At 71.5% G+C, this 24,571-nt stretch carries 23 protein-coding genes; 14 read left to right on the plus strand and 9 right to left on the minus strand.

The genetic code is table 11. The features are described from left to right. Positions 1–65 precede the first annotated feature (65 nt). Both FXF51_RS14690 and FXF51_RS14695 read left to right on the plus strand, forming a co-directional pair. The gene (locus FXF51_RS14690; protein ID WP_262379526.1) at positions 66–1,487 is read left to right on the plus strand and encodes a hypothetical protein; all 1,422 of its coding nucleotides are present in this window, start codon (positions 66–68) and stop codon (positions 1,485–1,487) included. 109 nt (positions 1,488–1,596) lie between these two features. Then, on the plus strand, positions 1,597–2,721 hold the full coding sequence (locus FXF51_RS14695; protein ID WP_148435002.1) for a terpene synthase family protein: 1,125 nt from the start codon (positions 1,597–1,599) through the stop codon (positions 2,719–2,721). A 181-nt stretch (positions 2,722–2,902) separates the two neighbouring features. Here FXF51_RS14695 and FXF51_RS60800 read toward each other — a convergent pair whose 3' ends face one another. The 3 genes from FXF51_RS60800 to FXF51_RS14705 form a co-directional block, all read right to left on the minus strand. Further along, positions 2,903–3,055 (minus strand): hypothetical protein, encoded by a 153-nt coding sequence (locus FXF51_RS60800; RefSeq protein ID WP_187414375.1) that lies wholly within the window; start codon positions 3,053–3,055, stop codon positions 2,903–2,905. Between the two features lie 153 nt (positions 3,056–3,208). Beyond that, positions 3,209–3,880 carry a DUF4230 domain-containing protein gene (locus tag FXF51_RS14700; RefSeq protein ID WP_148435003.1) on the minus strand — a complete coding sequence of 224 codons (672 nt, stop codon included), beginning with the start codon at positions 3,878–3,880 and terminating at the stop codon, positions 3,209–3,211. A 28-nt stretch (positions 3,881–3,908) separates the two neighbouring features. After that, positions 3,909–5,615, minus strand: a complete 1,707-nt coding sequence (locus FXF51_RS14705) for a hypothetical protein (protein ID WP_148435004.1) — start codon at positions 5,613–5,615, stop codon at positions 3,909–3,911. Between the two features lie 279 nt (positions 5,616–5,894). Between FXF51_RS14705 and FXF51_RS14710 the strand changes: the two genes are divergently transcribed. The 4 genes from FXF51_RS14710 to FXF51_RS14725 all read left to right on the plus strand — a co-directional run bounded on the left by FXF51_RS14710 (position 5,895) and on the right by FXF51_RS14725 (position 9,497). Continuing rightward, positions 5,895–6,446 carry a MarR family winged helix-turn-helix transcriptional regulator gene (locus FXF51_RS14710; RefSeq protein ID WP_148435005.1) on the plus strand — a complete coding sequence of 184 codons (552 nt, stop codon included), beginning with the start codon at positions 5,895–5,897 and terminating at the stop codon, positions 6,444–6,446. Then, positions 6,430–7,371 (plus strand): tetratricopeptide repeat protein, encoded by a 942-nt coding sequence (locus tag FXF51_RS14715; RefSeq protein ID WP_148435006.1) that lies wholly within the window; start codon positions 6,430–6,432, stop codon positions 7,369–7,371. The genes FXF51_RS14710 and FXF51_RS14715 overlap by 17 nt, the downstream gene beginning before the upstream one ends. Before the next feature lie 9 nt (positions 7,372–7,380). After that, positions 7,381–8,010, plus strand: coding sequence for an AAA family ATPase (locus FXF51_RS14720; protein WP_148435007.1), 630 nt, complete (start codon positions 7,381–7,383; stop codon positions 8,008–8,010). Between the two features lie 77 nt (positions 8,011–8,087). Further along, positions 8,088–9,497: an NAD-dependent malic enzyme gene (locus tag FXF51_RS14725; protein ID WP_148435008.1), complete on the plus strand. Its 1,410-nt coding sequence runs from the start codon at positions 8,088–8,090 to the stop codon at positions 9,495–9,497. Between the two features lie 8 nt (positions 9,498–9,505). Here FXF51_RS14725 and FXF51_RS14730 read toward each other — a convergent pair whose 3' ends face one another. The 4 genes from FXF51_RS14730 to FXF51_RS14745 all read right to left on the minus strand — a co-directional run bounded on the left by FXF51_RS14730 (position 9,506) and on the right by FXF51_RS14745 (position 13,939). Further along, the gene (locus FXF51_RS14730) at positions 9,506–10,009 is read right to left on the minus strand and encodes a hypothetical protein (RefSeq protein WP_148435009.1); all 504 of its coding nucleotides are present in this window, start codon (positions 10,007–10,009) and stop codon (positions 9,506–9,508) included. 47 nt (positions 10,010–10,056) lie between these two features. Further along, on the minus strand, positions 10,057–11,607 hold the full coding sequence (locus tag FXF51_RS14735; protein WP_148435010.1) for a glycerol-3-phosphate dehydrogenase/oxidase: 1,551 nt from the start codon (positions 11,605–11,607) through the stop codon (positions 10,057–10,059). A 5-nt stretch (positions 11,608–11,612) separates the two neighbouring features. Then, complete coding sequence (gene glpK, locus FXF51_RS14740) at positions 11,613–13,091, minus strand: glycerol kinase GlpK (RefSeq protein WP_262379527.1); 1,479 nt, start codon at positions 13,089–13,091, stop codon at positions 11,613–11,615. Between the two features lie 74 nt (positions 13,092–13,165). Beyond that, positions 13,166–13,939, minus strand: a complete 774-nt coding sequence (locus FXF51_RS14745; protein ID WP_411268360.1) for an IclR family transcriptional regulator — start codon at positions 13,937–13,939, stop codon at positions 13,166–13,168. Between the two features lie 56 nt (positions 13,940–13,995). Here FXF51_RS14745 and FXF51_RS14750 point away from each other — a divergent pair, with 56 nt between their 5' ends. Continuing rightward, entirely contained in the window at positions 13,996–14,622 is a 627-nt protein-coding gene (locus FXF51_RS14750; protein WP_148435013.1) for a TetR/AcrR family transcriptional regulator, read from the plus strand. A 59-nt stretch (positions 14,623–14,681) separates the two neighbouring features. Here FXF51_RS14750 and FXF51_RS14755 read toward each other — a convergent pair whose 3' ends face one another. Next, positions 14,682–15,209 carry a hypothetical protein gene (locus tag FXF51_RS14755; protein ID WP_148435014.1) on the minus strand — a complete coding sequence of 176 codons (528 nt, stop codon included), beginning with the start codon at positions 15,207–15,209 and terminating at the stop codon, positions 14,682–14,684. 111 nt (positions 15,210–15,320) lie between these two features. On the opposite strand from FXF51_RS14755, the gene FXF51_RS14760 reads away from it, so the two are divergent. Further along, on the plus strand, positions 15,321–15,899 hold the full coding sequence (locus FXF51_RS14760) for a YqgE/AlgH family protein (RefSeq protein ID WP_148435015.1): 579 nt from the start codon (positions 15,321–15,323) through the stop codon (positions 15,897–15,899). Here the strand turns inward: FXF51_RS14760 and FXF51_RS14765 are convergent, their stop codons facing one another. Further along, positions 15,900–16,508, minus strand: a complete 609-nt coding sequence (locus tag FXF51_RS14765) for a TetR/AcrR family transcriptional regulator (RefSeq protein ID WP_222871280.1) — start codon at positions 16,506–16,508, stop codon at positions 15,900–15,902. 152 nt (positions 16,509–16,660) lie between these two features. Here FXF51_RS14765 and FXF51_RS14770 point away from each other — a divergent pair, with 152 nt between their 5' ends. From FXF51_RS14770 to FXF51_RS14795, 6 genes are all read left to right on the plus strand, one after another. Beyond that, entirely contained in the window at positions 16,661–18,256 is a 1,596-nt protein-coding gene (locus tag FXF51_RS14770; RefSeq protein ID WP_148435017.1) for an MFS transporter, read from the plus strand. 116 nt (positions 18,257–18,372) lie between these two features. Continuing rightward, the gene (locus FXF51_RS14775) at positions 18,373–18,633 is read left to right on the plus strand and encodes a DUF3039 domain-containing protein (protein WP_148435018.1); all 261 of its coding nucleotides are present in this window, start codon (positions 18,373–18,375) and stop codon (positions 18,631–18,633) included. Between the two features lie 333 nt (positions 18,634–18,966). Beyond that, positions 18,967–19,773 (plus strand): zinc metalloprotease, encoded by an 807-nt coding sequence (locus FXF51_RS14780; protein ID WP_262379528.1) that lies wholly within the window; start codon positions 18,967–18,969, stop codon positions 19,771–19,773. Between the two features lie 27 nt (positions 19,774–19,800). Next, complete coding sequence (locus tag FXF51_RS14785) at positions 19,801–21,186, plus strand: MFS transporter (RefSeq protein ID WP_148435020.1); 1,386 nt, start codon at positions 19,801–19,803, stop codon at positions 21,184–21,186. Between the two features lie 523 nt (positions 21,187–21,709). Further along, complete coding sequence (locus FXF51_RS14790) at positions 21,710–22,423, plus strand: hypothetical protein (protein WP_148435021.1); 714 nt, start codon at positions 21,710–21,712, stop codon at positions 22,421–22,423. 124 nt (positions 22,424–22,547) lie between these two features. Then, positions 22,548–24,302, plus strand: a complete 1,755-nt coding sequence (locus tag FXF51_RS14795; RefSeq protein WP_148435022.1) for a DEAD/DEAH box helicase — start codon at positions 22,548–22,550, stop codon at positions 24,300–24,302. Positions 24,303–24,571 lie beyond the last annotated feature (269 nt).

Consider the following 24,571-nt stretch of genomic DNA (forward strand, 5'->3'; position numbering starts at 1 on the left):
CGCCGGACCCTCCGGGGGTGTCCACGGCTCTTGCAGCCGGGGGCCGCCGAGATGAAGATCGGGGAGTGCCTCGCATCGGAGCCGTTCCCGCCGTACTGACCCTCGCCGCCTCCGCCCTGCTGACCAGCGGCACCGCCGAGGCGGCGGCCGACGTCCCGTTACCGTCGGCGATCTTCCGCGCCACCCACAACAGCTACTCGGGCAACATCGCCGGCGCCCGCAACTCGATCGCCTACCAGCTCGACCACGGCATCCGCTTCATCGAGCTGGACATCCACGACAACGGCTACGCCACCGCCCGCGACTACTCCGTCGGCCACGACTCCCCGGGCCACCAGGTCGACCACGCGGGCAACCCCGCCTCGAACCTCCTGCGCGACTGGCTCGCCGCCATCGACGCCTGGTCCGCGCAGCATCCCGCCGCCGCGCCGATCGTCGTCGCGCTCGACGTGAAGGACGACCTGACCGACAACACCTCCTACGCCGCGGGCAACCTGGCCGCGCTGAACCAGCAGCTCACCTCCGTCTTCGGCGCGCGGCTGCTCAGGGCGGAGGACTACCCGGCGACCACGCCGACGGTGGACGCGCTGCGGGGCCGCGTCCTCGCGGTGATCTCCGGTGACGGGAAGACGCGCGGCTCGTACGTGCGCGACACCGGACACAACCCGGCCGTCGCGATCAACGCCCGCGGCCAGGTCGTCGAGGTGCACGACTCCGGCTCGGGCGAGCTGTGGTACTGGAGCGGCGCGTACGGCGCCGACGGCCGCGTCACCTGGCTGCGCCACGGCAGGTACGACAGCGGCGTCACCCCAGCCGTCGCGCTCAACGACGTCGGCGACCTGGTCGAGGTCCACCAGTCGCAGAGCGCGACCACCCTGTGGTACCGCACCGGCAAGCTCGGCGCCGACGGCGAGATCACCTGGTCGGCCAGCCGCAGGTACGACAACGGCGTCCTGCCGACGGTCAGGTTCACCGACCCGGCGGGCACGCGGCTGCGCGAGATCCACCGCAGCCAGAGCTCCAGCCAGAACTGGCAGTGGGACGGCGTGCTCGACGCCGCCGCCGGGACGGTCGCGTGGACCGGCAACGCCAGGACCTCCGACGCCCGCTTCGACAAGGCCACCTCCACCAGCGGCGGCTCCCGCGTCCGCGTGTGGACCGGCGCGGACGGCGCCACCTCCGCTCAGACGCTGCGCGTGGACACCGACGGGCGCGCGGGCGACCGCGTCCGCTACCGGCAGGTCGCCTTCACCGAGTTCCAGCAGGGCGACAGCGCGGAGCTGCGGCAGGGCGCGCTGTTCTACGCGGCGCAGGCCGACGCGTCGTCGTTCATCACGGCGGCGCGGCAGGCCGGGAAGCTGGCGCGCGGCTGGGACTTCGACTCGGCCGGCCAGGCCACCGACCCGCTGGCCAGCTATCCCGCGACGAACCGGCCCTACGACGGCTGGTACGCCGATTTGCTCGCCCGATCCGGCGCCCTTGACTGAGAGTTGTGGTCATCTCACTCTGTGTGTGCATAATGGAGTCACATCCTTCAAAACCGCCCCAGCAAGAGCGTCAACTCCTCCAGCCTCGTTCCTCCCCGACTGGAGCCCCATGCCCCCTGATCCCGCGTGCTCCCGCTCCGCCTCGTTCGTCATCCCCGCCCTCTACCAGCCCACCCCCGCCCTGCTCAGCCCGCACGCCGACGCCGCGCGCGCACACTCCACGACCTGGGCCAGGTGGACGGGCCTGCTCGACCACGTCGACCGGAGCGGGGCGCGGGTCTGGGACGAGGCGCGGTTCACGTCCATGGCGATCCCGCTGCTGGCGGCCTACGGCCATCCGGACGCCGCCCCCAGGGAGCTGGAGCTGGCCTCCGACTGGTACGTCTGGGCGTGCTGGTTCGACGACCACTTCACCCAGGTGTTCAAGCTGCCGGGCGCCCGCGTCCGGGCGAAGGCGTACCTGCACCGGCTGCGCCGCTTCACCCCGCCCGACTCCCCGCGCACGCCCCGCCCGGCGAACCCGGCCGAGCGCGGGCTCGCCGACCTGTGGTCCCGCACGTTCGCCGGGTCCTCGCGCGGCTGGCGGCGCAGGTTCGCGGCCAGCACGCAGGCGCTCATGCGGGGCTGCCTGCGCGAGCTGGAGGACGCCGGAACCTACCGCGTCCCCGAGCCGATCGAGCACCTCGGCCTGCGCCGCACCTCGGGGGGCGCCGCGTGGGCGGCGGACCTCGTCGAGCGGGTGATCGGCGCCGAGCTGCCCGCCCAGGTCGTCGGGACGCGGCCGGTCACGGTGCTGCGTGACACCTTCGCCGACGCGGCGCACCTGCTCAACGACCTGTACTCCTACTGGCGGGAGGTCGGCGAGGAGAGCGCGCCCGACAACGGGATGCTGGTGCTGCGGCGCTTCCTCGGCTGCGGGGTGCAGGAGGCCGCCGACCGGGTGAACGAGCTGCGCACGTCCCGGCTGCGGCAGTTCGAGGCCGCGGTGCTGACGGAGCTGCCCGCGTTGATCGAGGAGGGCGGGCTGGGCACGGAGGAGCGGGGCAGGATCGCCCGGTACGTCCAGGGCTTGCGGGACTGGCAGGCCGGGGCGTGCGCGTGGCACCGGCGCTCCAGCCGCTACCTCGACCTCGGCCCCGCCTCGCGGGCGGCGCGGCGGATCGAGCTGTCGGCGGGGCAGGCCAGCGCGGCGCCCGCGCCCAGCGATCAGGGCATGCGCCGCCAGCCACTCTGACCGGCAGATGTGACTGGCCCGGAACAGCGCGAAGCCCCGGTCCGACCAGGAATGGGACCGGGGCCTCGTGGCGTTCCGCCTCCGGCTCGACCAGGAATTCGGGCCGAAGGCGTGGTAGCCCCCTAAGGGGGCATCTCAGCCCGGCCGCGAGGGAGGTTGCGGCCGGGCTGCTTGTGGGCGGTCATGAAGCGAGGAAGCGGGCGAAGACCGAGCGGTGGCGCCGCTCGACCGGCCTGGTCCTGCTCGCCTCGCGCACCCGGCGCTGCTCGGCGGCGGCGGCGCGCAGCTCGGCGGCGTGGTGCTGCATCATGGTGTATTCGAGTTCGGCGTTCATCCGACTGCTCCCTTGTCTTGTTCCCTGCACTCTCAAGATTCGGCCTAAGGCCCCCTCCGGCACATCGGGCGTATGCCTTATCTCTCGGCACGGGCGCAGGCAGGGAGGTACTTAGGCGAGCGCACGGGACACCTAAGGCGCAGGTGAGGATGCCTAGGGCTCGTCGGTGAACTTGACGGTGACCTTCGTGAAGCCCAGCGACTTGAGCATGCCCGTCAGCATGTTCTTGGTGTTGGCGTCGGCCCTGGCGCGCAGGTCGCTCGCCACCGCCGCCTCGCTGATCTTCTTCTCCGCCAGGAGGTAGAGCTCCCGCTGGTCGGTGGGGGAGCCGGAGAGGAAGTCGCTGACCCGGTCGAACAGGCCGCGCTGCTGGGCGAAGACGTAGGAGCGGCTGTTGTCCAGGTTGGGCTTCTCCAGCTGGGCGCGGGGCAGGCGGATGGTCGCCTCGGTGCGGTCCTGCGAGACCGTCACGCCGTTCGCCGTCATGGCGGAGAAGTCCACGTACGCGTCCACGCCGCCCGCCCCGACGAACAGCGTGCGCGTGCCCTTGATCGCGTCGGGCAGGAAGTTGGCGTCCTTCTCCAGGTCCACGACCACCTGGAAGGTCCCCGTCGCGGCCTCGAACCGGCTCAGGTCCTTGATCGACTGCAGCAGCACCGGCTGGCTGCGGTCGATGGTCTGCTCGCCCATCGGGTTCAGCCACGACCAGGCCACCCGGGCGCCCACGAGGAGCAGGACGGCCAGCACCAGGAGACCGGCCAGATATCGCCACCGGCGGCGTCGCCCGGAGGTCACCTCGGGCGACGCCGTTTGGGAAGTCGTCATGCGAGCATGACTACCCTTCAGGCGATCATCATTGCCAGCCCTTTGGTGACATCTTGGCTCCCCAGCCGTGTCCGTTTGCTGGCGACCCGTGCGCCGGGTGCCGGTGGGAGGCGGGGACCTGCTCGGCGTCCTTCGCGGCGTTCCCGGCCTGAGCTTGGGCAACCGGCCGGGCCGGTGGCTGCGCGGGCGCGCCCTCCCCGGCCGCCTGAGCCGGCGTGGCCTCCCGCGGCTGGGCCTGTGCGGGCTGCGCCTGTGCGGGATGGGCCTGTGCAGGATGGGCCTGTGCGGGCTGCGCGGGCTCGGCCTGCGCGGGTTGCGGCGGCGTGGGGTCGAACACCGGCCAGCTCACCCCCGACGTGTCGGGCGTCCACCGCTCGGCGGGCGCCTCCCGCGTGTAGCCGCTGCCGGAGGCGCCGGGCGTGGCGCCCGTGCCCGGCGTGCCCGGCGCGGCCGGCGCCGAGCCGGCCGGAGTGGCGCCGCTCGGGCCCGGATACACCGGGTAGACGTGGCTCGACTCGGGCGTCGGCCGCACCGACGGCGCCACCTGCGCGTGCGAGGGGCCCCCGCCGAAGTGCGTGCTCGACAGGCGGCACCCCTGGAAGTCGCTGTAGAACATGCGCAGCCACTCCCTGCGCTGGTGCTCGCTCCAGGAGGAGAACGACGTCGTCGCGTAGTGGTGCTCGGGCAGCGGCGTGCCGGGCAGCGGCTCGCCGCGCAGCCACGCCACCACGATCTGCCGGTAGCCCTCCGCGACCGCGCTCTGGCACCTGGGCGCCAGCGCCTCGATGTACTCGTGCGCCGCCTCCTCCGCGAACCCGGAGGACAGGTCGGGCACGTGCACGGGAGCCAGCCCGTTCGACGGCTTCAGCGGGTCGTCCAGCGGACGCTGCTCCACCCGGGTGAACGCGGCGGGCGTCCCCGCGAGCCGCGAGGCGATCTGCGTGAACGCCGCCCCCAGCTCGGTCAGCCCCGCCCGCATGCCCGGATGCATGCAGACCGTGATCGGCCACTCCTGGCAGGTGTAGGCGATGTCCACGGCCGCCGCCGGCTTCGGCTGGGCCAGCACCCGCGACACGCCCATCCCCGCGGTCAGCACCGCCAGCAGCGCGCACGCCAGCACCAGGGCCTGCCTGGTGACCAGCGCCGCCCAGCCGAGCAGCAGCGCCGCCGTGATGCCCAGCAGCCAGATCGTCTGGTCGAAGAACGGAGCCCCGTTCAGCCCCTGGAACAGGTCGTACGGCTCCCCGGTCCCCGGCGCGAGCTTGTCGGCCCAGCCGCGGTCGTCGGCCAGCCACGAGAACACCCCGTAGCAGGCGAGCCCGGCCAGCGGCGGCGTGAACGGCCGCGGCAGCACCCAGCCCGCCACCCAGCCGATCACCGAGTACAGCGCCAGCCCCGCCATGCCCATCGCCAGCCCGGTCAGGCTGAGCCGGCCCGACTGGTCGGTGAGCACCGTCTTGACCGCCAGCACCAGCACCGTGGCGCCGAACGAGCCCACCACCACCATCACGATCGCCAGCGGCGCCTTGAGCGCCCGCCACGTCGTGAGGGAGCGCCCGCGCAGCGCGCGGCGCTTGCGCAGCGCCACCCAGGCGGCGAAGGCCGCCGCCACGGGCCCGGTCAGCCGGAGCGAGCCGATGACCGCGGCCACGATGTTCTCCCACGCGTCCACGCCAGGAATCAGGACGTTCCACGCCGCGAACAGGCCGACAGCCAGCAGCACGGCAACTGTCACAGCCGCGCTGTGCTTCAGCTCCTCTCGTGAAACGCCCGCGTGTTCACGCACCCTTTTCCCCGTTGACGTTCATCAAGCACCCCCCGTGCCCCTCGGTGACGCGGAACAGGCGTGATCCCGGCCGTCCCCACGGCCGCTGGATTTGGCATCCGCGTCACCATACGTAGGAGAACCATAACTGAGCGTGATGATTGATGTCCGGATTCTTGGTCAAGCGAAGAAGCCTGTCGCTGAGAGTGACCAGACGAACCGGGACGAGCGGCGCGCTACCGTAGCGCTGTGTCGCAGCCGAAGCCGCTCAACCTGCCGTTCGACCCCATCGACCGCGCCGCGGAGACCTGGCGCGCTCACTTCGGGCCTTCCGCCGCCATGGCAGCCGTTACCTCGATCATGAGAGCGCATCAGATCCTGTTGTCGCAACTTGACTCGCTCCTGAAGCCATACGACTTGACCTTCGCGAGATATGAGGGATTGGTCCTGTTGACCTTCAGCAAGACGGGCGCGCTGCCACTGTCCAAGATCGGCGAACGTCTCATGGTTCACCCCACCAGCGTCACGAACACGGTGGACAGGCTGGAGAAGTCCGGGTTCGTACGCCGCCTGCCCAATCCGCGCGACGGCCGCGGCGTGCTCGCGGAGATCACCGACGCGGGCCGCGCCGTCGTGCGCAGCGCCACCGCCGACCTGATGGCGGCCGAGTTCGGCCTGACGATGTACGCCGAGGACGAACTCCACCAGATGTTCGACCAGTTGCGCACCCTCAGGGTGGCGGCGGGTGACTTCCCGGCTTCGTCCATGCGGCAAGATGAAGGGCATGGCGGACTTCTCTAGGCCTGGGTCCCTCTACGGAGCGGTGGACCTGGGCGCGCGCAAGCAGGCTCTGGAGTCGCAGGCTCGGCGGGAGGCGGCAGGTCCCCAGGCGGCCTCGTCGGCCTCGATCGTCGACGTGACCGAGGAGACGTTCACGACCGACGTCATCGACCGGTCCATGACCGTGCCCGTGGTCCTCGACCTCTGGTCGCCCAGGGCGCCCGGCAGCGCCCAGCTCAGCCCCGTGCTGGAGAAAGTCGTCGGCGACCTCGGCGGCAAGGCCGTCCTGGCGAAGGTCAACGTCGACGCCAGCCCGCAGATCGCGCAGGCGCTGCGCGTGCAGGCCGTGCCGACCGTGCTGGCGATCTTCCAGGGGCAGGCCGTCACCGGCTTCCAGCAGGTGCTGCCCGAGCAGGAGGTGCGCCGCTGGCTCGACGAGCTGATGGGCGCGGTTGAGCAGTTCTACCAGGCCAACCCCGGCGCCAGGCCGCCCGGGGCGGAGGACGAAGGGCAGGAGATGCCCGCCGGGCCGCCGGTCGACCCCGACCTGATGGCGGCCGAGCAGGCCATCGACCGCGGCGACTTCGACGCGGCGATCGAGGCCTACCAGCGGCTGCTGGCCCGCTCGCCGGGCGACGAGGACGCCAAGATGGGCCTGGCAGGGGTCAACCTGATCAAGCGCACCTCTCTGGCCGACCCCGCCGACGTGCAGCGGCGTGCCCAGGACGCCTCCGACGTCGAGGCCCAGCTGCTCGCCGCCGACTTCGAGATGCTCTCCGGCGCGGTCGACGAGGCGTTCGCGCGCGTCATCGCCGTGGTCAAGCGCACCTCCGGCGACGAACGCGACCAGGCCAGGCGCCACCTGCTCGGCCTGTTCGAAGCATTGCCGGCGGAAGACCCATCTTTGGCGAAAGCGCGCAGAGCTTTGGCCAGCGCCCTGTTCTAACCTGGAGATATGCGGGTCGTCACGATATCGGCGACATACGGCACGGCCGGCAGCCAGATGGGCCCGGCCGTCGCCGAGCTGCTCGGCGTGCCGTTCGTCGATCGCGCCATCCCCAGCGCCGTGGCCGAGGAGCTCGGCTGCACGCTGGAGGAGGCGCTGGCCCACGACGACCGGGCCGAGCACGGCCTCGGCAGGCTGTTCGCGGGCGCCGTACGGTTGCCGACGGTCACCTTCGGCGGCGTCGACATGTACGTGCCGGGGGCGATGCCGCTCGCGCCCGAGGAGTTCGTCCGGCGCACGGAGCGCATGCTCACCGAGATGGCCCGCAACCAGGGCGGCGTGTTCCTGGGCAGGGCCGGCGCGGTCGTGCTGGCCGACCATCCCGGCGCGCTGCACGTCCGGCTCGACGCCCCGCTCCAGCGCCGCGTCCGCCAGACGGCCACTCTGGGTGAGCTGAGCGAGCGCGAGGCCCGCCGCATCATCGAGGACAACGACCGGGCCCGCGGCGCCTACGTACGGCACTTCTATCGTGCCGATCCCGCCGATCCCTGCCAATATCACCTGGTTCTCGACAGCACCACAATCCCGGTGAGGACGTGCGTCGAGCTGATCGTGAAGGCGGCCGAGGCGCTCGATTGAGCGGGCGTCGAGTCAGGTCACAGTCAACTGCCCCTAACATGGATGCATTCTTGGTCAGTCCCGAAGGAGCGATTGACGTGGCGACCGTCCCGAGTGTGTCGTACTCCATCACCGTGCGTCTCGAGGTGCCGGCCGGCGGCAAGGCCGTCAGCCAGCTCACCCACGCCGTAGAGTCGGCCGGGGGCGTCGTGACCGCCCTCGACGTCACCAACGCGGGGCACGAGAAGCTCCGCATCGACGTCACCTGCGCCGCCAGGGACACCGACCACGCCCAGGCCATCGTCGACCAGCTCGAGGCCGTCGAGGGCGTCGTCATCCACAAGGTGTCCGACCGCACGTTCCTCATGCACCTCGGCGGCAAGATCGAGATGAAGTCCAAGGTGCCGCTGCGCAACCGCGACGAGCTGTCCATGGCGTACACGCCGGGCGTGGCGCGCGTGTCGATGGCGATCGCCCGCAACAAGGAGGACGCGCGGCGGCTGACCATCAAGCGCAACACCGTGGCCGTCGTCACCGACGGCTCGGCCGTCCTGGGGCTGGGCAACATCGGGCCGGAGGCGGCGCTGCCGGTCATGGAGGGCAAGGCCGCGCTGTTCAAACGCTTCGCGGGCATCGACGCCTGGCCGATCTGCCTCGACACGCAGGACGTGGACGAGATCGTCCGCACCGTGCAGGTGATCGCGCCCGGCTTCGGCGGCATCAACCTGGAGGACATCGGCGCGCCGCGCTGCTTCGAGGTGGAGCGGCGGCTGCGCGAGCTGCTCGACATCCCCGTCTTCCACGACGACCAGCACGGCACCGCGATCTGCGTGCTGGCCGCGCTCACCAACGCGCTGCGGGTGGTGAACAAGAAGATCGAGCACGTCAAGATCACCATGGCGGGCGCGGGCGCGGCGGGCAACGCCGTGCTGCGGCTGCTGCTGGCCTCCGGCGCCCGCAACGTCGTCGTCTGCGACTACCTCGGCGCCGTCCACAAGGGCCGCGACGACCTCGACGAGTCGCTGCGCTGGATCGCCGACCACACCAACGCCGAGGGCTACTCCGGCGACCTGCGCGGGGCCGTCAAGGGCGCCGACGTGTTCGTGGGGGTCTCCGCGCCGGGCATCCTGACCGGCGACGACATCGCCGCCATGGCCAAGGACGCGGTGGTCTTCGCGCTGGCCAACCCGGAGCCCGAGGTGTCGCCCGACGAGGCCGCCCAGCACGCCGCCGTGGTGGCCACCGGGCGCTCCGACTTCCCCAACCAGATCAACAACGTGCTGGCCTTCCCCGGGGTGTTCCGCGGGCTGCTCGACGCGCAGGCCAACGGGGTGACGCAGGAGATGCTGCTGGCCGCCGCCGGGGCGCTTGCCGCCGTCGTCACGCCGGAGGAGCTGGGGCCGAACTACATCATCCCCAGCGTGTTCCACCCCGACGTGGCCACCGCCGTGGCCGCGGCCGTGCGCGAGTCGGCGGGTGGCCGGGCGCGCGGCTTCACGGAGGCCTGATCACGCGTTCAGGGCGTCCCGTGATGCGCGGAGGTCGTGAGCGCGGGCATCAGGCGGAAGCTCTCCTGGAACACCAGGTTGTGCGCGTCGCCGGCCGCGATCACCCTCAGCGTGTCCAGCTGGCCGGCCGCGTCCGCCTCGTCGAAGATGTTCAGCGGCCAGTCGCCGACCGTGTTCCCCCGCAGGTGCGGGTGGTGGAAGTCGCAGCCGAAGTGGGCGACCACCGCGATCGGCTGGATCCCGCTCTCCCGCTGCTGCTGCCACGTCAGCGACCACATCGCGTTCAGGCCGCCCTCGCGTGACCGGGTGACCCCGCTGGCCACCACCTGACCGGTGCCGAGCAGCAGGTCGGCGTTGGCCTCGTCGAGGGCTCTGCGCGCCACGGGGTCGAGGAGCTCGACGGCCCTGGCGAAGACGCGTTCCTTGTCCTCCCGCGTGACGGCGGTGCCGTGGCCGCCGTCGCGCAGGTCCGTGAAGTGCCTGAGCAGGGCTTCGTTGATGGGAGTACGCATGCCTGCCCCCTGCCCAGGCTGAGCGCCTGGCCACCTCTCGTGGCGGCTCAGGCCAGCAGGGCGGCGATCCTGGCGCGCACGTCCTGGGTGTCGAGGCCGCGTACGGTGAGGGTGGTGCGGCGGCGTACGACGTCGTCCACCGTGGCCGCCCACTCGTGGTCGCGGGCGTAGACGGCCTGCGCCCAGATGTCGGGCCCGTCGGGGTGGATGCGCTCGCCGAGCGCCGGGTCCTCCCTGATGAGCCTGGCCAGCTCGAACGCGATCGACCCGTAGTGCGTGGCCAGGTGCCTGGCCACCAGCGGGTCCATGCGGGTGCCCGGGTCGCGGTCGGTCCACAGGCGCAGGGCGACCGCGTCGGGGCTGGCCAGGCCGGGCAGCGGCACGGCCGGCAGGATGTCGGCCAGGTCGTCGCCTAGGGGCCGGCCCGGCAGGTGGGCGAGGATGTCGAGCACGTACTTGCCGATGTGCCGGTAGGTCGTCCACTTGCCGCCGGCGACCGACAGCATGCCGCCGGAGCCGCGCGACAGCACCGTCTCCCGCTTGGCGGCCGTCACCTGGGCGGGGCCGCCGGGCAGGACGCGCAGGCCGGCGAAGGCGTAGGTGATGTCCTCGCGCCTGAGCTGCTCGTCGCGCACGGAGTGGCCGGCCTCGTCGAGGATCTGCGCGATGTCCGCCTCCGTCGGGCTGACCGCGCCAGGATCGCCCTCGTACGCCTCGTCCGTGGTGCCCAGCAGCAGATGGTCCTCCCACGGGATGGCGAAGGAGACGCGGTACTTGTCGATCGGCGTGGTCAGCGCCGCCTTCCACGGCTCGTGCCGGCGCAGCACCAGGTGGGCGCCCTTGGACAGCCGGATGCTGGGGGCGGCGTCCGGGTCCTCCATGCGGCGCAGGTGGTCCACCCACGGGCCGGTGGCGTTGAGCACCAACCTGGCGGACACGCCGAACTCGGCGCCGTCGAGCCTGTCGCGCAGCTCGGCGCCCGTCACGCTGCCGGACGTCTTGCGCAGCCCGACGACCTCCGCATGGTTGAGCACGGTCGCACCGGCGTCGGCGGCGGCGCGTACGGTCATGACCGCGACACGGCTGTCGTTCATCTGGTGGTCACCGTAGACGGCGGCGGCCCGCAGCCCCTCGGTGCGCAGCGCGGGCACCTTGGCCAGCGCCTGGTGCGGTGTGATCACCTTGCCCATGCCGTCGCCGAACACCGACAGCGCCGAGTACAGGAACACGCCCGCGCCCAGCTTGGCGGCCCCGTGCGGCCCGCCCTTGTAGATCGGGACCAGGAACGTCAGCGGCTTGACCAGGTGCGGCGCGATGTCGGCGGCCAGGGCGCGGCGCTCGCGGTGGTTCTCGGCCACCAGCCTGACGTTGCCGGTCTGCAGGTAGCGCAGGCCGCCGTGGACGAGCTTGGAGGAGGCGCTGGAGGTGGCTCCGGCGAAGTCGCCGGCCTCGACCATCGCCACCCGCAGCCCCGCCTGGGCGGCCATCCAGGTCACCGAGGTGCCCAGGATGCCGCCCCCGATCACGAGCAGGTCGTAGGTGGTGGTGGACAGCTCCTGCCGGACCTCCGCCCGGTCGGTGCCGATCGCGGTCGTCATCCCCGTCATCCCTCCTGCTCGACCCAGCCCAGGGTGCGGGCCACGGCCTTCTTCCAGTTGCGGTACTCGCGCTCGCGGGCGGCCTCGTCGATCGCGGGCCGCCATTCTGCGGCCTTGTGCCAGTTGGCGCGCAGGGTGTCGAGGTCCGGCCAGTAGCCGGTGGCCAGGCCCGCGGCGTACGCGGCGCCGAGCGCGGTCGTCTCGGCCACCATCGGCCTGATCACCGGCACGGCCAGCACGTCGGCGAGCGTCTGCATGAGCAGGTTGTCGGCGGTCATGCCGCCGTCGGCCCGCAGCGTCGTCAGGTCGAGGCCCGAGTCGGCGTTCATGGCGTCCACGACCTCGCGCGTCTGCCACGCCGTGGCCTCCAGGACGGCCCGCGCGAGGTGCCCCTTGTTCACGAACCCGGTCAGCCCGGCGATCACGCCGCGCGCGTCCGAGCGCCAGTGCGGCGCGAACAGCCCCGAGAAGGCCGGGACGAAGTAGCAGCCGCCGTTGTCGTCGACCGTCTTGGCCAGCGTCTCGATCTCGGCCGCGCTGGAGATCAGGCCGAGGTTGTCGCGCAGCCACTGCACCAGGGAGCCGGTGACCGCGATGGCGCCCTCCAGCGCGTACGTGGCGGGCCCGGCGCCGATCTGGTAGCCGACGGTGGTCAGCAGGCCGTGCTTGGAGACGACCGGCTCGTCGCCGGTGTTCATCAGCAGGAAGCTGCCCGAGCCGTAGGTGCTCTTGGTCTCGCCGGGTGCGAAGCAGGTCTGCCCGAACAGCGCCGCCTGCTGGTCGCCGAGCGCCGACGCCACCGGCACGCCGGCCTCGGTGTGGCCGTAGACCTCGGCGGACGGGCGGATCTCCGGCAGCATCGCGCGTGGCACGCCCATCGCGTCGAGCAGCTCGTCGTCCCAGGCCAGGGTGCGGATGTTCATCAGCATCGTGCGGCTGGCGTTGGTCACGTCGGTGATGTGGCGGCCCGTGAGGTTCCACAGCAGCCAGGAGTCCATGGTGCCGAACAGCACCTCGCCGCGCTCGGCGCGGTCGCGCAGCCCGTACGCGTCGAGCAGCCACCGGATCTTGGGCCCGGCGAAGTAGGTGGCCAGCGGCAGCCCGGCCCGCTCCTTGAACAGGCCCTCGTGCTCGGCCAGCGCGCGCGTGAGCGCGTCGGTGCGGGTGTCCTGCCACACGACGGTGGGGCAGACGGGACGGCCCGTCTCGCGGTCCCACAGGACGGTGGTCTCGCGCTGGTTGGTGATGCCGAGGGCGGCGATCCGGGTGTCCTCGATGCCGGCCCCGCTGACCGCTTCGGCGAGGACGGCCTGGACGTTGCGCCAGATCTCGTCCGCGTCGTGCTCGACCCAGCCGGGCTTGGGGAAGATCTGGCGGTGCTCGCGCTGGGCGACGGAGATGATGTTGCCGGCCTCGTCGAACACGATGCACCGGCTGGACGTGGTGCCCTGGTCAATGGCTGCGACGTAGTGCGATCGAGGCACTGGGTTCCTCGCAAGGCTCATGGTTCGACAATGCCGAACGAATGGTATGTGGTCTGTCGAAGCTTGTTCAAGTGTCATCGGGCGAGGTCGCGGGTTATGGCCCGGGCCGCGTCGCGTACGTACGAGACGAACTGCATGTTCAGGCCGCCGTCCGGGGCCAGCCGCTCGACCGCCCCCCGGATGCCGATGGCGCCGACCACCAGGCCGCGCGGGTCCTTGATCGGGGCGGCGATGGCCACTTCGCCCTCCGTCAGCTCCTCCATCTCGGCCGCCCAGCCCCGCGCCCTGACCTGGGCGAGCTCCGCCTCCAGGGCCGCCGGATCGACGATCGTGTGCTTGGTGCTGGGCTCCAGGGGCTGCGTGGCCTCGCCGTACGGGTCGTGCGCGAGCAGCACCTTGCCCAGCGCGCTGGCGTGCGTCGGCAGGTACGTGCCCACCTGCAGCGTCTGCATGCTGTCGTCGGGCCGGAACACGTGGTGGATGACCAGGACGTGACCCTCGTGCGGGGTGCCGATCCAGGCGCTCTCCCTGCTGCGGCCGGCCAGCGCGTCGGCCCAGTTGATGGAGCGGGTGCGCAGCTCGTTGACATCGAGGTAGCTGCTGCCCAGATGGAGCAGCGTGGCGCCGAGACGGTACTTCCCCGTGGCCGCGTCCTGCTCGACGAAGCCCACGTGGACCAGGGTGCGCAGGATGCCGTGCAGCGTGCCCTTCGGCAGGCCCATCGCCCGGGCCAGCTCGGCCACCCCGAGTTGCCGTGGACCGGAGGCGAGCAGCCGTAGGATCGCGGCGGCGCGCTCCACCGATTGAATCGTCTCTCCCACAAGGGGAACCCTAACGCAGTTCGGCATTGCCGAACACCCGGGGAGTGCGCCGATAGTGCGACATGTCCCGAGAAGGAGACTTGATGGACCAACCTTCCCGTTCTGCGGGAACCGTGCGGCCGGGGGGCCGCACAGCCCGGGTGCGCGCGGCCGTCCTGGAGGCCACCCAGGACGAGCTGGTCGAACGCGGCTTCCATGGCCTGACCATGGACCAGGTCGCGGCCAGGGCAGGCGTCGGCAAGACGACCGTCTACCGGCGCTGGGGAAGCACCCCGAGGCTGGTGGCCGACCTGATGAACGAGCTGGCCAACCAGTCCTCCGACCACGCCGACACGGGGAGCGTCGAGGAGGATCTGCGCGCCAACGCGCTGGCCGTGCTCGACGCGCTCAACGACGGGCGGCTCGGTGCGACGTTCCAGGCGGTGATCGCCGCCGCCACCTCCGACGAGCAGGCGGCGCAGGCGCTGCGCGGCTTCTACCTGCGCCGCATCGAGGAGTGGGCCAAGGTCGTGGACCTCGCCGTGCGGCGCGGCGAGCTGCCCGAGGGCACCGACGGCGGCGAGGTGATCAGGGCGGTCTCGGCCCCGCTCTACTACCGGCTGGTGGTCACGAGGGAGCCGGTGACGCGGGTGGCCGCCGAGCAGTCCGTGGCCCGCGCGCTGGCCGCCGCCAGGGCCGGAGCCTTCGTCGTGGCGGCGCCGCCGGGCTGATCGTGGCCGGAGCCCTTGTCGTGGCGCCGCGGCAGGCTGGTCGCGGTGGGGCCCATCGGTCAGGGGTTCGAACGCGGCCAGATCGAGCCGTACCACCACAGGATCCCGCCCATCACCACGAGCCCGCCCGCCGTCGCCAGCTTCCCCATGAGGTCGGCGGGCGGGCCCGTGTAGGGCAGGTGGCCGTGGCGGCGATGCCCCCAGGGGCAGTCGTTCTCGACGTGGCTGGAGTCGATCAGCGTCTCCGGCTCGTGGTCGCTCACGGAGTACGCCTCGATCTCCGCGCCGCTGCCCTTGCCCACCGGCACGTGCCTGACGATGGTCTTGCGGGCCGGGATCGAGCCGCTCGCCACGCTGGCGCCGTCGGCCTTCAGGTCGAAGCGGGCGAGCTGGCGGGTCTGGTTGTGCAGCCGCACGGGCACCTTGCCCGAGCGGCACCCCATGTCGTCCACGGTCATCGTGAACGGGTCGCCGGCGTCGTGGCGCGGCCAGGGCCAGTCGCGCTCCTGGGCGTCGGAGACGGAAGGCAGCAGAGCGATGGCGCCCAGCGGCAGGGCGGCCAACAGGAAGCGGAGTCTGGTGCGCATATGTTCCCCCGAGCCAGATTATCGCTACCTAAAGTTCCCAAGTGTGCACGAAAAGTAACATCGACACACTGGGGGAGCGCGCACCCCCGCAGGTACCTCATGATGGAGGGTATGGCGGAAGCGATCTACGTCGGCGGGTTGCTGGTGGCGACGCCACTCCTCGACGACCCCAACTTCCGGCGTAGCGTCGTGCTGATTCTCGAACACGACCACGACGGCGGCACCCTGGGCGTCGTGCTCAACAGGCCCAGTGACATCTCGGTGACACAGGTGCTGCCTGTGTGGGATCCCCTGGTGACCGGTCCCTCCGTGCTCTTCGAAGGCGGGCCTGTGCAGACCGACAGCGCGCTGGCGCTGGCGGCGGTCCCGAGCGGGGAGGAGCCGCTGGGGTGGCGCCGCCTGCACGCGGGCACCGACGCGGTGGCCCGGCTGGGCACCGTCGATCTGGACGCGCCGCCCGAGATCCTCCAGGGGGAGATCGCGCAGATGCGCATCTTCGCGGGGTACGCGGGCTGGACGTCGGGGCAGCTGGAGAGCGAGATCGCCGAAGGTGCCTGGTACGTCGTGGACTCCGAGGTCGGCGACACCTTCCACGCCGACCCCGCCTCGCTGTGGCGGCGGGTGCTCCGGCGTCAGCGGGGCGAGCTGGCCTTCGTGGCGACCTGCCCCGACGACCCCACCATGAACTGACTACACGTCCCAGCCGGGGCGCAGGGAGCGTTCCGCCAGCGCGATGCTCTCCGCCATCCGGTGCCCGACCTCCGTGATCGTGCCGTCGCGGCGGGGGCACTCGAACCCGACGCGCATGGTCGACATCGCGAACGCCACGATCAGGTGCGTGAGCTGATCCTCATCGGCGTTCACGCCCCTGCGGGCGGCGATCGCCTCGGCGAGGTGCTGCTCCGTCTGCGCGCCCCTGGCCGCCGACAGGCCGACCAGGCGCGGATGCTCGTCGAGCAGCCGCCGCAGCTTCAGGAATCTCCGCGCGTCCTCCGGCGTTGAGCCCTCGAGGTCGGCCAGGACGGCGCGCATCGCCTGCATGAGGCAGGTGAAGGGCGGTTCGTCGGCCGGCCGGTCCGCCAGGGCCTCCAGCATGAGGTCCTCGGCGTGGTCGTGGAACAGCAGGACCAGGTGATCCTTGCCGGTGAAGTAGCGGAAGAAGGTGCGGGGGGAGATCTCGACGGCCCCCGCTATCTGCTCGACCGTGGTGGACTCGTATCCTTGTTCGAGGAACAGGTCCAGCGCCGCGTCGAGGATCGCCAGGCGCGTCTTTTCCTTCTTGCGTTCCCGAAGACCCACTGTGGTCACTCCCTCGAAACCTTTCTGTCACAGTGTGCCATAAGTCATAGGGCGACGAATAAAAGTCGTTTGTCACACGTCACAGACTGACAGTAGATTACCTGAGACTTACGAGATCTATGCCCTGATGTGGGTGCTTTGAGGGGGATTCAATGGCTGATACGAAGGCGGTCGCGGCACCGTCCTCGTCCGGCCCTGGCAAGCCGGGGACGGGGAGCAACCCGTGGCTTGTGCTGCTGGCGGTGAGCCTAGGCGTGATCATGGTGATGCTCGACGGCACGGTCGTCGGCATCGCCAACCCGGTCATCCAGGCCGATCTGAAGGCGACACTTTCCGACCTGCAGTGGGTGACCAGCGGTTACCTGCTCGCGCTCGCGGTCTTCCTGATCACCGCCGGCAAGCTCGGCGACCTGTTCGGGCACAAGCGGGTGTTTCTCATCGGCGTGGGGGGCTTCGCGCTGTCCTCCGTGGGCATCGGGCTCAGCGCCGAACTGGCCGACATCATTCCCGGCGTCACCCCGATCGGCGCGCTGATCGGCCTGCGCGTGCTGCAGGGTCTGTTCGGCGCGCTGCTGCAGCCCGCCGCGCTGGCGCTGCTGCGTGCAGCGTTCCCGGGTGAGAAGCTGAACCAGGCGATGGGGGCCTGGGGTGCGATCATCGGCCTGTCCAGCGCCGCCGGCCCGATCGTGGGCGGCGTGCTGGTCGAGAAGGTCAACTGGGAGTCGGTCTTCTTCATCAACGCGCCCGTCGGCGTCATCGCCCTGATCATGGGCTTCCTGCTGATCAAGGAGAACCGCTCGCAGACGTTCGCGCGCATCGACTGGCTCGGCGTGGTGCTGCTGTCCGGCGCGATGTTCTCGCTGGTCTGGACGATCATCAAGGCGCCCGAGTGGGGCTGGGGCGACAGCACGACGCTCTCCTTCGTCGGCGCCTTCGTGGTGCTCCTGGCCGCGTTCGTGTTCTGGCAGAGCAGGGCCAGGCAGCCGCTGGTGCCGCTGTCGCTGTTCGCGAACCCGTCCATCTCCATCGGCACCTTCCTGATGATGATGGTCGCCTTCGCGATGTTCGGCGCGATGTTCTTCCTCGGCTTCTTCTTCCAGGGCGTGCACGGCCTGTCGCCGCTGGAGGCCGGTCTGCGCATGCTGCCGATGAGCGCGGGCATGATCGTCGCCTCGCCGCTGGCGGGCATGGCGCTCGGCAGGCTGGGGCCGAAGATCACGATGGCGGCCGGTCTGCTGGTCACCGCGCTCGCGATGTTCCTGATGTCCCGGCTCTCCATCGACGCCTCGTTCATCGAGAGCGGCATCCCGTTCGTGCTGCTGGCCTTCGGCCTCTCGCCGGTCTTCGTGGGCGCCACGGAGATCATCGTGGGCAACGCGCCGGTCGGGCTGAGCGGCGTCGCGGGCGGCCTGCAGCAGTCGGCCATGCAGGTAGGCGGCGCGCTCGGCACCGCCATCCTGGGCGCCGTGATGGCCGCCGAGATCTCCGACACGCTGCCGGGCTACCTCGGCCCCGCCGCCGCCGGGATTCCGCCGGCGCAGCTCGAAGGCCTGGAGAAGGCCGCCGCCTTCGGCCAGGCGCCTCCCGGGTTGCCCGAGCAGATCGGCGACGCCATCCACCTGTCGTTCATGGACGGCATGCACCTGGCCTTCCTGGTGAGCACCTGCGTCGCGGTGCTGACCGCCGCGCTGACGCTCTTCGTCAGGGCGGGCAGGAAGACCGAGGGCGCGCCCGTGCACATGGGCTGACCGGTCCCGGCCCCTTCACGGCCTCCGTCCCGCAGATTCACGGCCTCCGTCCCGCAGGGGACGGGGGCCGTGGTGCGTTGCGGGGGGCGGTCGCGGGCGGGCATAAACTCAATGGGGTGAGCACGAAGATCCTCCCAGAGCAGGAGACCACTCCGCGGACGTCGCACGGCGACGGCGATCACGAGCGGTTCGCCCACTACGCGGACAGGAACAAGATCACCGAGAGTATGGTGACCGGCACGCCCATCCGCGCCCTCTGCGGCAAGGTCTGGGTGCCCAGCCGCGACCCGAAGAAGTACCCGGTCTGCCCGGAGTGCAAGGAGATCTACGAGGGCCTGCCCCCGGGTGGCGGCGAGGGCGGCGACGACAAGCAGTGAGTGTTGCTGTGCGGTAATCCTCGCGCGTGGAGCTACGGTCTGTAGCCAGGCCAGCTCATATCGTAGTGGGGGTACCGCATGGTCCGGCGCGCGTCCGCCGTCTCGTTGGCATGCCTGCTCGCGGCCGGGTTGCTGCCGCCGCTTCAGCCCGGCGCCGCCCTGATGGCCGCCTGCGCCGCCACGGCGCCACCCGAAGCCGGACGTCCCGCCGCGCCGCCACCCGCAGCCGGACGTCCCGCCGTGCCGCCACCCGCAGCCGGACGCCCTGCGGCGCCGCCGCCTGCGATCGATCGTGTCGGCGCGGCGCCGTCCGCTACCGGTCCTTTCGGTGCGGTGCGTACGCGCGGGCGCGCGCCCTGGCACGTGCCGGGGCGGCCGGGGCCGCGCTCGCCGAAGCCGCAGGACGTGGCCATGGTGATGGCCGAGCTGGGCGAGCGGCTGAACGGGGTCACGCCGCCCAGCGCGATCACCGTCCCGACGCGGGTGCACATCATCTCCTCCGGCGCCGAGCGCAAGGTCTCCGACGCGGCGGTCCACGCCCAGATCGACACGCTGAACTCCGCGTACGGCGGCAAGTTCGGCGGCGTGGACACCGGCGTGCGCTTCCGCCTCGACGGCATCTCGGTCAAGGAGCAGCCCGCCTGGTTCACCGACCCGATCCGCCGCGAGCGCGACATGAAGAGCGCGCTGCACGTCGGCGGCGCCGACACGCTCAACCTCTACATCGCCCAGCTCAGCGAGCTGATGCTGGGCTTCGCCAGCTACCCCTACTGGTACGCGGGCGCGCCGGCGCTCGACGGCGTGGTGATCGACTGGCGCAGCCTGCCCGGCGGGGCGATGAGCGACTACAACAAGGGCTTCACGGGCGTGCACGAGATCGGCCACTGGCTCGGCCTGTTCCACACGTTCGAGAACGGCTGCAAGGCGCCCGGCGACGGCATCGACGACACCTCGCCCGAGGCGAGGCCGACGGAGGCGTGCCCGCAGGGCAAGGACACCTGCCCCACGCAGGACGGGCAGGACCCGGCGCACAACTACATGGACTACGCGCACGACAGGTGCATGTGGGAGTTCACGGTCGGGCAGGCGGACCGGATGCACGAGATGTGGGCGGCCTACCGCAGCACGCCCGCTGTCTGACATGTCGGGCCCGTCTAAGATATGTAGGTGACAGCACCAAAAGCACTCGACGCTCCCCACAAGCCCGCGGGAATCCTTGGCCCCGAGTACCGCACGGCCACCTTAGGCATCCTGCTGGTCGTCACGCTCATCGCCTTCGAGGGCATGTCCGTCGGTGTCGTCATGCCCGCCATCGCCGAGGAGCTCGACGCCCTCGACCTGTACGGGCTCAGCTTCTCCGCCTTCCTCATCGCCAGCCTGTTCATGAACGTGGTGGCCGGCCTCTGGTCGGACCGCCGCGGCTACGCGCTGCCGTTCCTGGCCGGAGTGGTGCTGTTCGCCGTCGGCATGGCGCTGGCCGGCGCGTCGGGCTCGGCCGGGATGTTCCTCGTGGCGCGGGCCGTGCAGGGGCTGGGCGGCGGGGCCTCCATCGTGGCGCTGTACGTGATGATCGCCCGCGTGTACGCCATGGAGGTGCGGCCCAAGGCGTTCGCCGCCGTGTCGGCCGCCTGGGTGGTGCCCGCCATGGTGGGGCCGTCCGTGGCCGGGTTCGTCGGTGGCCAGTGGGGCTGGCGCTACGTCTTCTACGGGATCGTGCCGCTGGTCGTGCCCGCGCTGGTGATGCTCGTACCGGCGTTGCGGATGGGCTCTCCCGCCGAGGCCCAGCCCGGCACGGGGCCGCGGTCCAGGCCGGTGGCGATGACGCTGGCCGCCACCGCGACGGCGGGCGGCGCCGGGCTGCTGCTGCACGGCGCGGACCGCCTGCACCTCGCGGCCGTGACGGCGGGCGTGGAGACCGTGGCAGGGCTGGCCCTGCTGGTCTACGGCCTGTACCGGCTGTTGCCGCCGGGCGCGCTGCGCTTCCGGCGCGGGCTGTCCACGACGGTGCTCATGCGCGGGTTCTTCTCCGCCGCCTTCTTCGGGGTGAACGCCTTCATCCCGCTGGCGTTGCAGCACGTGAAGGGCTTCGACACGACGTCGGCCGGCATCGCGCTGACGACCGGGGCGCTCGGGTGGTCCGCCGGCTCGTGGCTGCAGAGCAGGCGGCCCGGCGAGGCGCACAAGCGGATCAGGCTCGGCGCGGGCTGCGTCACCGTCGCGATCCTGGTCTGCCTGCTCTGCGTCATGCCGGGGGTGACCGGATGGATCTCCGTGCCCGCGTGGATCGTGGCGGGCTTCGGGATGGGGTTCGGCATCACCACCATCAGCATCACGGCCATGAAGCAGTCGCCGGTCAACGAGCAGGGCGCCAACTCGGCCTCCCTCTCCGTCACCGACCAGCTCGGCTCGGCCCTGTCCATCGGCATCGGCGGCGCGCTGGTGAACGTCATCGGCCACTCCTCCACCCAGATCGCCACCGGGTTCCTGGTCATCTCCGTGCTCATGGCGGTCATCTCGCTCAGCGCGACCCTGCTCGCCGGCCGCGTCCGCTGAATTCCGTCCCTCCCGTCACAGCGATCACGGTTCTCCTGATCGTCGTGGCGGGGAGTGATAGGACAGCGGGCAAGGAGGTGTCATGGAGGGTGATCACCGTGTCTGGCCGCCGCAGCCGGGGCCCAGGCATCGCCGTACTCCTCCTCCAGAGGACCCGGAGGCCGATCCGCCGGAACGCCCGCCGGAACCGCCGCCGGCTTGGGGGCGGCGCGGGCGTCCGTACGCGGACGAGCCTGTGCGCCCGGACCCCCAGCGGCCGGACCCCCAGCGCCCGGACCCCCAGCGGCAGGGGCCCCAGAGGCAGGGGCCCGCGCGGGGGGACCCGGCACAGGAAGGCCCGCAGAACGGGGACTCGGGCCGGGGACGGGACGCGCCATCGCGCGGGGACGCGGGCTGGGGGAGGCCGGATCCACAGGGACGCCGATCGCATCCGCTCGACCTGGAGCCGCACCGAAGACCGAAGTTCGAGGAGCCGCGGCCGCCGTTCGAGGGGTCTGGACCGGCGTTCGGGGAACCTGGACCGGTGTTGGAGCGACCTGGACCGGCGTTCGGGGAACCTGGACCGGCGTTCGAGGGGCCCGGACCGGCGTTCGAGGAGCCGGAGCGGCACCCCCGGTGGGACGACGCGCTCCCGCCATCGGCCCGCCTCCACGGCACGCCGAAGGACCCGGGCGCGCGCAGGACCCACCGCACAGGGGCGCGGCGGTGGCGGCGCGTCGGGGTCGTGCTGGCGGCGCTGGCGGCGGGGACGGGCCTGGTGTCCGCGGCGACGGCGGCGGCACTGTGGCTCACGAGCCGGCCGGGCGACGCGGGAAGGCTGAGCGACGCGCTGGCCGGGGTGGCGGCGACGCTGCCGCAGGGGTGGAGCGAGGGCGCGGTGCCGCCGGTCACGGGGTTCACCTCGGTCGTACGCGACGGTCATGGGGGACTGGTGATGGCCAGGCCGGTGCAGGGACCGGTCGAGGACGCCGAGAAGGCCACCCGGGAGGCGGCGGAGCTGTACTCCAGGCTCCTGCTCAGGGGAGACCGCGTGACGGTCGTCGAGGATCGGCGGCTGCCCGACGGCCACACTCGTGCGCTACGAGCGGAATACCAAGATGTGGTGAATCGTCCGGCGTACTTGAGAGTGATGCTCCTCACCCGCGAGGCCCGCCCCGTCCTGCTGGTCGGGCTGCTCCAACCTGAGGAAACAAGGAGCAGGCAGGCGCTGGACGCGGTGATGACGAGCCTCCGATAAGCCGCATAGCACGTGAGGAAGACCTTGGCCAGAATCCTCGGCTCACGGCACGTCTTGTCAGTGGGCCCGATTACTCTTGGGTCACTGTGAGAGAGCGAAGCACACGAACCCCAGAGGTGATGCGGTGAGCACCTTCGCCGCGTCCCACCTATCGCCTTCCTACCCCGACCGGGCCGCGTGGGGCACCGCGCCCAAGCTGCGCGCCTGGCAGCAGGAGGCCTTCGACCTCTACTTCAGGCGCGAGCCGCGTGACTTCCTCACCGTGGCGACGCCGGGCGCGGGCAAGACGACCTACGCCCTGCGCATCGCCAGCGAGCTGCTCGCCAACGGGGTGATCAGGGCCGTCACGATCGTGACGCCCACCGAGCACCTCAAGCGCCAGTGGGCCGACGCGGCCAGCCGGGTGGGCATCGCCATCGATCCCGAGTTCAAGAACAGCCAGGGCGCCACCTCGCGCGACTACACCGGCGTGGCAGTGACGTACGCGCAGGTCGCCATGCACCCCGCGCTGCACAGGGCCCGCACGGAGAACCGCAAGACCCTGGTCATCTTCGACGAGATCCACCACGCGGGCGACGCCAAGTCGTGGGGCGACGGCGTGCGCGAGGCGTTCGAGCCCGCCACCCGCCGCCTGCAGCTCACCGGCACGCCGTTCAGGTCCGACGACAACCCGATCCCCTTCGTGGCCTACGAGGAGGACGCGGAGGGCCTGAAGCGCAGCGTCGCCGACTACTCCTACGGCTACGGCCCCGCCCTCGACGACAACGTCGTCCGTCCGGTCATCTTCCTGGCCTACTCCGGCGAGATGAAGTGGCGCACGCGCGCCGGCGACGAGATCGCCGCCACGCTCGGCACCCCGCTCACCAAGGACCAGCTCTCCCAGGCCTGGCGGGCCGCGCTCGACCCCAAGGGCGACTGGATCCGGCAGGTCATGCAGGCCGCCGACCGCCGGCTCACCGAGGTGCGCAGGGGCGTTCCCGACGCGGGCGGCCTGGTCATCGCCACCGACCACGAGACGGCTCGCGCCTACGCCCGCCACCTGCGCAACATCACCGGCGAGGGCGCCACGGTGGTCCTGTCCGACGACCCCGGCGCGTCCAAGAAGATCAAGGCGTTCGCGGCCTCCGAGGACCGGTGGCTGGTGGCCGTCCGCATGGTGTCGGAAGGCGTCGACATCCCGCGCCTGTGCGTCGGGGTCTACGCCACCTCCACCTCGACCCCGCTCTTCTTCGCCCAGGCCGTGGGCCGCTTCGTGCGTGCCCGCAAGCGCGGCGAGACCGCCTCGGTGTTCCTTCCCTCGGTGCCCACGCTCATGGGGCTGGCCAACGAGATGGAGGTCGAGCGCGACCACGTGCTCAACAAGCGGCCTCCCGAGGACGGCCTCGACGACTCGCTGCTGGAGCAGGCCAACCGCAAGCAGGACAATCCAGACGTCCTGGGTGATGAGCTTCCGTTCGAGACGATGGAGACCTCGGCCACCTTCGACCGGGTGCTGTTCGACGGTGGCGAGTTCGGCACGGGCGCGGAGATCGGGTCGGCCGAGGAGGAGGACTTCATCGGCCTTCCCGGGCTGCTGGAGCCCGATCAGGTGGCCCAGTTGCTGCGCAAGCGGCAGTCCGATCAGCAGGCGGCCAAGCGCAGGCAGCAGACGGAGGAGCCCAAGCAGGAGGAGCTGGCGCCGCACGAGCAGATCGCTGAGTTGCGGCGGGAGCTCAACGGGCTGGTGGGGGCGTGGAACCATCGCACGGGGCAGCCGCACGGGGTGATTCATTCGGAGTTGCGGCGGGCGTGTGGTGGGCCGCCTATCGCGCAGGCGACGGTGGAGCAGATTCAGGAGCGGATCGCCACGATCCGGCGCTGGGCCACTCAGCGCCGCTGACCCGGGCGCGCCCGCACCGGCCGCCCGGCTCTTCGCGAGGGGGCGATCCGGGGCAGGCGGTCTGGTGAGGCGGCGGGCTCGGGCAGTTCGGGCGGGCGGCCTGGGCGGGTGTCGCGGGCAGACGGGCAGGCCGGCCGAGCGGGCGGGCGGTCCTGGGCAGACGGGCAGGCCGGGCGGGCGGTCCGGGCAGGCCGGGCAGGCGAGCTGGGCAGGCGGGGTGGGCGAACGTGTCGGCGTGTCGGGCGGGCCCGGCGCGCGGGTCGGGCGGG

Origin of the sequence: Nonomuraea sp. PA05 (genome assembly GCF_008086045.1) — a bacterium.
In the GTDB taxonomy this organism is placed as follows: Bacteria; Actinomycetota; Actinomycetes; order Streptosporangiales; family Streptosporangiaceae; genus Nonomuraea; species Nonomuraea monospora.